Here is a 9,050-nt window from a genome sequence, read left to right as displayed (position 1 = left end):
GCACTTAAGGGTGTGCCGCCGCTTGACTCATAGTGTTAGAACGCGTGTTTTGCAGGGGAATTGGACTTGACGGGGAGTAGTGTGTACTGCGGGAAGCCTTGCAGGAGAGGCGTTGTGGGGGGGACTTTCTCCCTCTTGCATGAGGGGCACAAGCTGCTTTTACGCACGGCCACTGTACTTTCATGTAGTCTTCTCGTCGGGGTTACATCGGACGAGTATGTTTCCCGTCATAAGAGGCATCCTGTCGAGCCGTTCGATGAGAGGGTGAGGGCCGTGCTGGGCTTCTTGAAGGAGGTTGATCCGAGTGTTGAGGTGAGCATCTACAGGCTTGACGATGCTTTCGGGCCGTCTGTCGAGGACGAGGGGGCAGACTGTATATTTGTCTCTGAGGAGACGTTCCGTGGAGCCTTCCTCGTGAACCTTCTTCGGAGAATCAAGGGGTTAGAGCCTCTTAAGGTGTACTCGGTGGAGATGTTGACTGTTGGGGGCTTGAGGCTGTCGAGCTCGCTCCTTTGGAGTAGAAGGGTTAATAACGCGTGATCCGTGGGAGTATTTTGCGTCTCAGGAGTTCTACGACTACGACGGCGAAGGCAAGGAAGGCTGCGAGGATAAGGAGGCCGGTGATGCTTCTCAGGGGTTCTCGGAGGGTTTTAGCTACCAGGTCTGCGGCAAGCACTATCGCTATTAGCCCTAGCCATGCGGCTACCAGGAGCGATCCTATGAATGCTATGACTCTTCCAAGCCTCAACCTACTCACCTCATGAGCCAGGCGGAGACCAAGGCTAGGGCTGCTGCTACTGCTTCGAGCAGGATGTATGCCTTTGCGACCTCGGGTTCCCTGGAGGGGCCGCCTACTGCGAGGATTACTCGTGTAAGGGAGAGTGGTGCGTCAGGGTCTGTGCTGGCGGTGAGGATACCGTTGTTGTCGACTTGTATTGGTCTTTTCCTTATTTGGCGGTGCTCTTTGAAGCCTCGGAAGCTGACGAGCACGAAGAAGCCGTTGAGCAGGTGTGGCAGGAGTAGTGTTAGGGCTATGAATTCCATGTGGTCTACGACTGCTATCGCGCCGATGAGTGCGCCGAGGAAGAGGCTTCCGCTGTCACCGTTGAAGACTCTAGCGGGGTACGCGTTGTACTTGTAGTAGGCTATCAGGGCTCCTAGCACGGCCAGAGACGCTATAAGGGTTGCCTCCCGGCCAAGGATCAGGCTTGCCGCTGCCAGGGCTGAGAAGGCGATTATCGATGTCCCGGGGATCACGCCGTTCATCACGTCCAGCATGTTCACGATGTTCGCCGCCCCTGCTATCGAGAGGGGCATGAGGGCCCAGTAGATTATTGTTATCCTGAGCCTTCCGATAAGGGGTAGTACGGGTCGACCCCACTCTATGAGCTGGGGGGCTTGAACGCCTGCGACGAGGACCGGGAGTATCCCGAGGAGCGTGAGGACTGTTTTAACGCCTCCCCTGAGTATCTTGACGTCGTCTACGAGTCCTACGGCGAAGCACGTTGCCCCGCTGGCGAGCATTATGAGTATTTTCAGGGATAGTGGTGTGGAGGGGCCTGCTAGGAGGATTGTTGTTAGGAGTGAGGACGTGACTCCGAGGAATAATATTACTCCTCCGCTGTGGGCTACCGTGGGGTTTCCGGGCTTGTGTGCGTCGGGCCTGACTATGCCCATGCGTCTGAGGAGCTTTATGAGGGGCTCTGCTAGTAGGGCCGTCAGTATTAGCGAGGTGGAGAAGGCTAAAACAGCTAAATATAATTCCATCAGACCACCCCAAGCTCCCTTGCAGCGTAACCGATTATGACCGGGAATATTATGGTGGCGTCCCCGGGTACCGTGACGTGGTTGGCTTTCGGCTTAATCTTCCCCCAGCTTATCGCCTCGCGGGTCCTCGCGCCGCTCAGGCTGCCGTCCCACTCTGGAGCCGAGGTTACGGCTACTGCGTAGTCTAGCCCTCCCCTGAACTGGGCCCACCAGATTGTATGGTGTTTGGAGATCCCGCCGCCGAGCATTACTCCTCCAAGCTTTTCTGCGGAGTATATTATGTCCGCTATTTTCTCCATGTCTCTGACCAGGTCTATGCGTATCGGCTTGACTGTGGAGCTTGCCCGGCTCTTCTCGTTAAAGGTGTATACTGCCGTCCCGAACGCGCCGTCCACTACGCCAGGAGCGAAGACAGGGGTGTTCTTTAGGTGTGACGCTCTGAGTATGGATTTCTCGTCGCTGAGCCTCCTGCCGGCCTCGAATGCCAGCTCGCTTGGAGACCAGTCTGTCTTGACCTGTGAAAGCTCCTCGAGCATCATGTGCGTGAAGCCCTCCACGGGTGGACCATAGTTCTCGGCTGGGACGAGTATGTTGCCGAGGCGGTGAATCTCGAGCTCCTTGAGGTAGGCGTCGTCGAGCTCGAACTCTCCCACGTAGTACTTGTATCCCAGCCCCCTGGCTATGTCGTGGTCGAATGTACCTCCAGTGGTTATGACGGCGTTGACTAGGCCGTGGCGCACCGTGTCCGCTAGGAGGCCTCTAAGGCCCGTAGCTACTAGGTTTGCCGGGAAGCTATAGATGACTGTTGCCCCGCTCCTGTACATCTCGAGCAGTATGTTTGCGCTCCTCACCACGTATCTCGCTGAGAAGCCGCCGAGCTTTTCGAGGAGTTTTACGAGCTGGCCTGCGTTCTCCGCGGCTTCATCAAGGCTTAAATCGACTACAGGGGTTTGTAGTAGCGAGGATCTGTCACCGCTCATAGTTCACCTTACCTTTAAGGCGTACATGCTGGGCTTGGGGGTTTTGAGTAGCTTGGCAATGCTTGAATCCTCCAGGGAGATGATCGCCACAAATCCGTCCCAGTCGTCTGAGAACTCGCGTCCACCGCACACAGGGCATACCTCGATCTCGTCTTGGACGAGGGCCTTGCAGGTCGTGCAAGCCTTTAGGGGTAGTTTTCTCTTACGAGGCATCCTTCTCACCCTTCTTCTGCTTCTCGATTAGCTCCTTTATATGCTCGAGCTTGCCGAGGTAGGGCTGGCGCATGGTGAGCCTTACCCGCAGCTGTCCCCTCTGCACGTCGTATGTAACGCCCGTGACTCTAGCCCTCACAACGTCGCCTCTCCTTATTATCCTCTTGCCGCTTTCCGCTATCACGACGCCTTGATCCCTGTCATAGATGACCTCTTTGCTCGGGAAAACCTGGGACCTGTGGATGAACCCGTCTACCGCGCCTAGCCTGACGGTTATGCCTATATTCTCTACTAAGACCACCTCGCCCTCAACCACCTCCTGGTTCACGGGGCTGAAGACGAGGGCGGTGAACCTCGCCTGGTGGTATGAGCCTGCATCTCCAAAGGTGAGGTAGCCCTCCTCGGAGACCTCTGCACCCAGCACCGAGACTACTAGCCCTATGCCTTCTAGGACCCTCCCCTCGAAGTCCTCCTTGAGAACCTCTAGGGCCGCCTCATTCAACGGCTTCCCGAAGAGCTTTGGAGGTATCTTGACCGTGTCCTCGAGCAATATTAGCTTATACATAATATCTCTAGAGGCTCACACGTTGGCATCGTTATATTTATTTTTCTTATGAACACGACTAAGGCTACATTTAATAGTCACCCAGCCAAGATTATCACGGCCCGGCGGGAGCCCCGGGGGGCTAGCCCTCCCCTGTAACCGCAAACGGGCTCAGGGCGGGGGGTGTCAACCCTCGGGGGCGCCTGTAAGCTGCATGCCGGGGCGAGAAGGCCCGCCCATGAAGCCTGGGCCCACGGGACGCCTCGCTCCGCGCTAAACCCCTCGTAGGAGGGGCGAAGCGCGGCAAGGCTGAAACGGGTTAGGCCCGGGAGGGAGCGGCCCTAAGGCCGGCGGGGCGTGTTCGTGGAAGCCTGGGGTGAGGAAGGAGCCCTCTCGCCCTGGTATGCACGCCCAGGCCACCCTGGGGGGACGCCGCCGGGCCTTTCACAGCTTGGAGTAAACTAAAAGTTTAAGCGCTTCTGAAGCATATTTTTCACGGCGCGGTGGGCCGCCGGGCGGGCGCCGGCCAGCATCGGCGACGTGCTGGCTGTGGAACCCCCTCCCCTCCGCGGCGCGCGGCTGCGCAAGCAGCTCGGCGAAGAGCCGAGGGAGGGCGAGGCCTCCCAGCGCGAATGGAGATGACCCCCGAGTCACGGGGAGATGACGCTCTGGGTTTGCGTGGAATGTCCTCCCCGCGGGGTTAGGGTCAAACAGGCCCTGTGAGGGGCCGCGGTGAGGGCCGGGTGGACCCTTAGACGGATCCCGCCTAAACAGAAGAGGGGGTACGAGCGGTCCACCGCGCCCTTGGCCTGGGCCCTGGGTAAAATAAATAACCGTTTACTTGAGAGATTTTAACGTGTTTGGTGTAGTGGACCTGTTCTCGGGGGCTGGGGGGTTCTCGAGGGGGTTTAAGGAAGAGGGGTTTAGGATCCTCCTTGGGGTTGAGAACATGCCCCCCGTAGCCGAGGCTTACGCTGCCAACTTTCCGGAGGCAAAGGTGTTACCGCTCGACATAAAGGAGGTTCATTCACTGGACGTGTACAAGATTACCGGCAAGCCCGACGTTATCATCGGTGGTCCCCCCTGCGAGGCCTATACGCGGGCTAATCCTCGTCGGCGGGAGGACCCGTATGAGAGGCTTTATGATGACCCTCTCGGCTCCCTGGTGCTCCACTTTATAAGGATGGTGGGGGACCTGCAGCCGAAGGTTTTCGTTATGGAGAACGTGCCGGGCATAATGGACGACGGCCTGGATCTCGTCCTCAGGAGGGAGTTTGCAGAGGCCGGGTATAGCAAGATCTACTTTAATATCCTCCACGCGGAGGACTACGGGACCCCGTCCCACAGGACGCGGGTTTTCATCTCGAATATCCCGATAGAGCCGCCTAAGCAGCGTAAGGTTGTCGTCGCGGAGGCGTTGGAGGGGCTGCCTCCCCCGGACCCCTTCTATGGCGTCCCGAACCACGAGCCTGTTCCTCTGGGTCACCGTCGCTTGAAGCGTATAGCCAGGTTGAGGTGGGGCGAGCCCCTGGTGAGGTATAGGGGTTATAAGGGTAGGATACTTGGGAACATCGTGAGGCTCCACCCTTACAGGGTTGCCCCCACGGTTATGGGTTCTTCCAGGTTTGTGCACCCGTTTGAGGATAGGCTTCTCACAGTGAGAGAGCAGGCGCGTCTAATGGGGTTCCCCGACTACCACGTTTTCCTGGGGGGCAGGGATGTCCAGTTTAACGAGGTGGGAGAGGCTGTGCCTGTCCCGCTTGCAAGGGCCATAGCAAGGGAGGTGAAAAAGTATCTTGAGACTCAAACCTAGTGTCCATGCTCGTGCCGCCAGGCAAAAATTTTAATGCTTATGCTTGAGAAAGCGTGGAGGGGGATAGCTTGGAGAAAAACTCTATAATCCCTGTGCTCCATAATACTCAGAGCTCTCAGCGCCTAGCCGAGGTTGCACGCACAGTCTATGGGCTCGGATTTAACTACCTCATAGTCACGAAAGCTGTGGGGTCAGCCGCCCAGGTGGGTGTCCCCGAGGCCCAGAAGCTTGCATACAAGTTCGGTAGAAACCTCCTAGTGTTGGCAGACCTCTCAGAGGCTATAGAGCTCCTACAGCCCAGGAAGGTTCTCCTGGTTATGCCTGGCAAGTATGGTGGGCGGGGGCTCCACGAGGCCCTGGCAGAGGCGGCTAAAGAGTTGCGAGAGGGTGACAAGGTGTTCCTGGTGTTCGGGGGTGTAGAGCCAGGGCTGTCGCAGCGCGAGTTAAAGCTTGGAGAAATGGTTAGCCCGGAGGGGGTTGAGGAGGATATAGGGACTGTCGCCCTGGTCGCTATCTCGCTTTACAGGGTTAACGAGCTACTTAGAAGGCAGCCTTAGACGGGTTATTGTTTTCTTGTTTTTCCAGTCGTAGCTGCGTATCCTCTTTGAGCGCCCGAATCCGCAGTGTGCGCAGTAGCCTTTCCTGACGTTGAAGCTGTGGTGGCCACACCTCCTGCACCGTATGTGCGTCTTCCCGGAGCCCCTCTTACCGAAAGAAGTCGTCCCCTTGACCATCCCGACTCACCTTAGGCTGGCGCGGGGCTTATTAAAACCACGTTGTCGCCCCTGACAATTATTGTTCCATACTGTCTTGTCTTGTTGCCTTTCACCTCCTCCGCGTTCTCTAGTATAAGATTCAAATGATAATCGAAGCTCTTAAGGGTGCCCCGTATCTCTCGTCCACCTTTCAGCTTGACAAGCACGCTTTTACCCACTGATTCGGCGAGCAAGTCTACTGTTCCCTCCATGTTTAACGCCTGGAATTCATGGTTGCTTCGCAATTTAAAGCTTTTTGCTTTACTTACTTGGTTTGCCAGAGCCTTTAAAGACCGATCCTCGAGGCAAAGCCTTGGCGCCGGGGCCGGGATTTGAACCCGGGCGCCCTTGCGGGCAACGGATTTCTTGGATCGTGGGATCTCGAGTCCGCCGCCTTAGGCCGCTCGGCCACCCCGGCACCATGACATCTCAGGCGGGGAGGGTAATGAACTTTACCGCAACGACACCTACTAGCCGGGCGTTCAAGACGCCTATAAACACGTTTTTAAGGTGAGTGTTTTTCCTTTCATTTTGAGTTTTTATGAAGAATATTGTCGTTTTTCTAGGCCCAGCCGGGAGCGGCAAAACCTCCCTTACGGCAGCCTTCGGTAGATGGCTAAAGGCTAAGATGCTGATACCGTCAACCTATGTGAACCTAGACCCTGGTGTCGAGTATCTCCCCTACAGGCCAGACGTGGACGTGAGGGACTATGTGACAGTAGAGAAGGTGATGCAGGACTACAAGCTGGGCCCAAACGGGGCGCTCCTTAAGAGCGCCGAGATAGCCTGTAAGCATCTTCCGGAGATTAGGGAGAAGGTTGAGAAGTACCCCTCGCCCTACGTCCTCGTAGATACCCCTGGCCAGATGGAGTTGTTTCTTTACAGGGATTTCGGGCCGCGTTTCGTGGAGGAGTTCCGGGAGGTAGGGTACATAATAGGTGTCGTGATACTAGACCCGACGCTTGTAGCCAAGGCCCACGACGTGGTCTCGCTAAAGCTACAAGCGATGATCGTAAGCCTCAGGCTGGGGATAGACGCTATACCCGTGGTAAACAAGGCCGATGCCCAGACTTTTAACCCAAGGCTACTCACGGACGCGGCTTACCTACGTGAACAGCTCGCAGGGACGAAGGGCTTGAGCAGCGAGATATCGGAGAGGATACTGGAATTGCTGGACGAGTACAGGCTAGCTATAAGGATACCCCTGATTTCGAGCATTACGGGTCAGGGGCTTGAAGAACTGTACGATCTTCTTCACGAGATATTCTGCGCATGCGGGGACCTCACATAGACTCGAGGAAGAATTTGAGGAGCGTATCGCTGGCAAGACCCTCCTCCACGTTTTTTAGTGGCACGCCTATCGAGACGACTTTTGTCCTGCCGTAGCGTCCAAGGCTTATAACCCTGGCGTTTATAATGCCCACGACGTCGAGCTCATTAATTATGTCGCTGATTCTCCGCGAGGTTACGGGCTCCATCCCCAGCTTGTTCACGAGCTCCTTGTACTTGTCGTAGACCAGGCCTGTTGTTATCATTTTTGATCCCTCGTTTTTGGAGAGGAGGTATATAGATGCCAGGACTAGTTTGACGTGGAGAGGCATAGTCTTTATAATGTCTACGGCTAGGTTCTTCTCTATCTCGCTCCTAGCCTTGTCCACGTGAGTCAGGGTAACCTTGCTAGCCCCTTCACGATCAGCGATATCCGCTGCCTTAAGGAGTATGTCCAACGCTAGCCGGCAATCACCGTTCTGCCTTGCGGCTATAGCGGCAACCTTCTTGATAACGTCGTCCTCGATTGCTCCCTCCTTGAGCGCCTCCCTAGCCCTTCTCTGCAAAATGTCTTCAAGCTGGACAGCGTTGTAGGGCGGGAACACCAGCTCCTCCTCTCCCAGGCTGCTCTTGACCCGGGCGTCGAGAAACTCGGTGAACTTCAAATCGTTAGTTATACCTATGAGGCTCACCTTAGAGTTGGAGAGCTCCTCGTTGACCCTCGTGAGGAAGTAAAGTACGTCGTCGCCCTGCCTCTTAACGAGGTTATCAATCTCGTCTAGGACGACTATTATTATACTTCTCTGCCTCTCCAGGCCCTGGATAAGCCTCTTCATGACTTCTCCGAGGGCTAGCCCTGTGAAGGGGACTTTAACCCCGACGTGTTTTGCCAGCTCAGCTAAGACTCTGTAGCTAGTGTTGTTTTGTCTGCAGTTGATGTAGACGTAGTCTATCCTTCGCTGAGAGCTTTCACGCATCTTCCTCAAGACATATTTGGTGACGGCAGTCTTACCGGTCCCCGTCAACCCGTATATGAAAACGTTAGATGGGCGAGACCCCGAGAGGGCGGGCGCCAGAACCTTTGCCAGGGTCATGATCTGTTCATCCCTATGGGGCAGCTCCTCAGGTACATAGTCGGGTAGGAGCTTTTCCCGCTGCTTGAAGATTTTAGACTCTAAGTACTGGTGAAAAATGTCCTCTACCGACATTAGATACCCCTGATTTTCATAACAGGAGAAATAATTTTACCAAAACAATTTACAATGCAAAGGCTTTCGGCTTTATAATGCTTTAAATACAATCGTATTACAAAGCAGTATACACGAAACGGTGGTGTCTCGGAGGTACATGCCCCTCGTTTACCTGAAGCGATGTTTATATATCCATTAACGAGCCTAATAACTTTGAGCCGGGGTGGCCGAGCGGTCCAAGGCGATGGCCTGGAGTTAGCTCCTCGGAGAGCCATTGCCCGCAAGGGCGCCCGGGTTCAAATCCCGGCCCCGGCGCCACGTTTTTCTGAGGACTCTTATTCTCAGGCGAGGACGTGAAGTAGTCTCAAAGACCTCCCGTTTGCGAAAGAAAAGTTTATCAAGATTTTTAATTTCTTTGAGTTAGGCCCCGGTCGTCTAGCCCGGTCAACTGCACAAGGCTGAGAGGATAACGGCCTTTCGAGCCGTGGATCCCGGGTTCAAATCCCGGCCGGGGCACTT

General features: G+C 55.6%; 12 protein-coding genes, 3 tRNA genes and 2 other RNA genes. 8 read left to right on the top strand and 9 right to left on the bottom strand.

The window, feature by feature from the left end:
- The first annotated feature begins 66 nt into the window (after positions 1–66).
- Positions 67–540 carry a pantetheine-phosphate adenylyltransferase gene (locus ACP5KC_RS04320; protein ID WP_273434076.1) on the top strand — a complete coding sequence of 158 codons (474 nt, stop codon included), beginning with the start codon at positions 67–69 and terminating at the stop codon, positions 538–540.
- On the opposite strand, the gene ACP5KC_RS04315 is transcribed toward ACP5KC_RS04320, so the two are convergent.
- The 5 genes from ACP5KC_RS04315 to ACP5KC_RS04295 are packed head-to-tail and all read right to left on the bottom strand — an operon-like array spanning position 527 to position 3,525.
- The gene (locus ACP5KC_RS04315) at positions 527–748 is read right to left on the bottom strand and encodes a hypothetical protein (RefSeq protein WP_428286868.1); all 222 of its coding nucleotides are present in this window, start codon (positions 746–748) and stop codon (positions 527–529) included. The genes ACP5KC_RS04320 and ACP5KC_RS04315 overlap by 14 nt on opposite strands.
- A 5-nt stretch (positions 749–753) precedes the next feature.
- The gene (locus ACP5KC_RS04310) at positions 754–1,767 is read right to left on the bottom strand and encodes a hypothetical protein (protein ID WP_273434074.1); all 1,014 of its coding nucleotides are present in this window, start codon (positions 1,765–1,767) and stop codon (positions 754–756) included.
- Positions 1,767–2,747 (bottom strand): deoxyhypusine synthase, encoded by a 981-nt coding sequence (locus tag ACP5KC_RS04305; protein ID WP_052884653.1) that lies wholly within the window; start codon positions 2,745–2,747, stop codon positions 1,767–1,769. Before ACP5KC_RS04305 ends, ACP5KC_RS04310 begins: the two co-directional genes overlap by 1 nt.
- A 3-nt stretch (positions 2,748–2,750) precedes the next feature.
- On the bottom strand, positions 2,751–2,960 hold the full coding sequence (gene spt4 / locus ACP5KC_RS04300) for a transcription elongation factor subunit Spt4 (protein WP_052884652.1): 210 nt from the start codon (positions 2,958–2,960) through the stop codon (positions 2,751–2,753).
- Positions 2,950–3,525, bottom strand: coding sequence for a DNA-directed RNA polymerase (locus ACP5KC_RS04295; RefSeq protein WP_052884651.1), 576 nt, complete (start codon positions 3,523–3,525; stop codon positions 2,950–2,952). The genes spt4 and ACP5KC_RS04295 overlap by 11 nt, the downstream gene beginning before the upstream one ends.
- Positions 3,526–3,627: 102 nt before the next feature.
- On the opposite strand from ACP5KC_RS04295, the gene ffs reads away from it, so the two are divergent.
- The 4 genes from ffs (at position 3,628) to ACP5KC_RS04275 (ending at position 5,874) form a co-directional block, all read left to right on the top strand.
- Positions 3,628–3,942: signal recognition particle sRNA (gene ffs / locus ACP5KC_RS04290), an RNA gene on the top strand.
- A gap of 65 nt (positions 3,943–4,007) precedes the next feature.
- Positions 4,008–4,301: RNase P RNA component (gene rnpB, locus ACP5KC_RS04285), an RNA gene on the top strand.
- A gap of 59 nt (positions 4,302–4,360) precedes the next feature.
- A complete protein-coding gene (locus tag ACP5KC_RS04280) occupies positions 4,361–5,317 on the top strand; it encodes a DNA cytosine methyltransferase (protein WP_236944867.1) in 957 nt (318 codons plus the stop codon).
- A 68-nt stretch (positions 5,318–5,385) separates the two neighbouring features.
- Complete coding sequence (locus tag ACP5KC_RS04275) at positions 5,386–5,874, top strand: RecB-family nuclease (RefSeq protein WP_236944866.1); 489 nt, start codon at positions 5,386–5,388, stop codon at positions 5,872–5,874.
- On the opposite strand, the gene ACP5KC_RS04270 is transcribed toward ACP5KC_RS04275, so the two are convergent.
- The 3 genes from ACP5KC_RS04270 to ACP5KC_RS04260 form a co-directional block, all read right to left on the bottom strand.
- Positions 5,854–6,051 (bottom strand): 50S ribosomal protein L37e, encoded by a 198-nt coding sequence (locus ACP5KC_RS04270; RefSeq protein WP_191118533.1) that lies wholly within the window; start codon positions 6,049–6,051, stop codon positions 5,854–5,856. The two genes, ACP5KC_RS04275 and ACP5KC_RS04270, sit on opposite strands and share 21 nt — an antisense overlap.
- A gap of 11 nt (positions 6,052–6,062) precedes the next feature.
- The gene (locus ACP5KC_RS04265; RefSeq protein WP_052884648.1) at positions 6,063–6,284 is read right to left on the bottom strand and encodes an LSm family protein; all 222 of its coding nucleotides are present in this window, start codon (positions 6,282–6,284) and stop codon (positions 6,063–6,065) included.
- Positions 6,285–6,386: 102 nt separating this feature from the next.
- Positions 6,387–6,490, bottom strand: a tRNA-Ser gene (locus ACP5KC_RS04260).
- Positions 6,491–6,613: 123 nt separating this feature from the next.
- On the opposite strand from ACP5KC_RS04260, the gene ACP5KC_RS04255 reads away from it, so the two are divergent.
- A complete protein-coding gene (locus ACP5KC_RS04255; protein ID WP_052884647.1) occupies positions 6,614–7,363 on the top strand; it encodes an ATP/GTP-binding protein in 750 nt (249 codons plus the stop codon).
- Here ACP5KC_RS04255 and ACP5KC_RS04250 read toward each other — a convergent pair.
- Positions 7,356–8,549: a Cdc6/Cdc18 family protein gene (locus ACP5KC_RS04250; protein WP_052884646.1), complete on the bottom strand. Its 1,194-nt coding sequence runs from the start codon at positions 8,547–8,549 to the stop codon at positions 7,356–7,358. The genes ACP5KC_RS04255 and ACP5KC_RS04250 overlap by 8 nt on opposite strands.
- Before the next feature lie 199 nt (positions 8,550–8,748).
- On the opposite strand from ACP5KC_RS04250, the gene ACP5KC_RS04245 reads away from it, so the two are divergent.
- A tRNA-Ser gene (locus ACP5KC_RS04245) sits at positions 8,749–8,849 on the top strand.
- Between the two features lie 106 nt (positions 8,850–8,955).
- Positions 8,956–9,047: transfer RNA gene (locus tag ACP5KC_RS04240), tRNA-Glu, on the top strand.
- Positions 9,048–9,050 lie beyond the last annotated feature (3 nt).

The sequence above is a fragment of the Infirmifilum sp. genome (genome assembly GCF_049970975.1).
In the GTDB taxonomy this organism is placed as follows: Archaea; Thermoproteota; Thermoprotei; order Thermofilales; family Thermofilaceae; genus Thermofilum; species Thermofilum uzonense.
The sequence above is the reverse complement of the archived record's forward strand: the minus strand, read 5'-3'. Positions and strand labels throughout refer to the sequence as shown.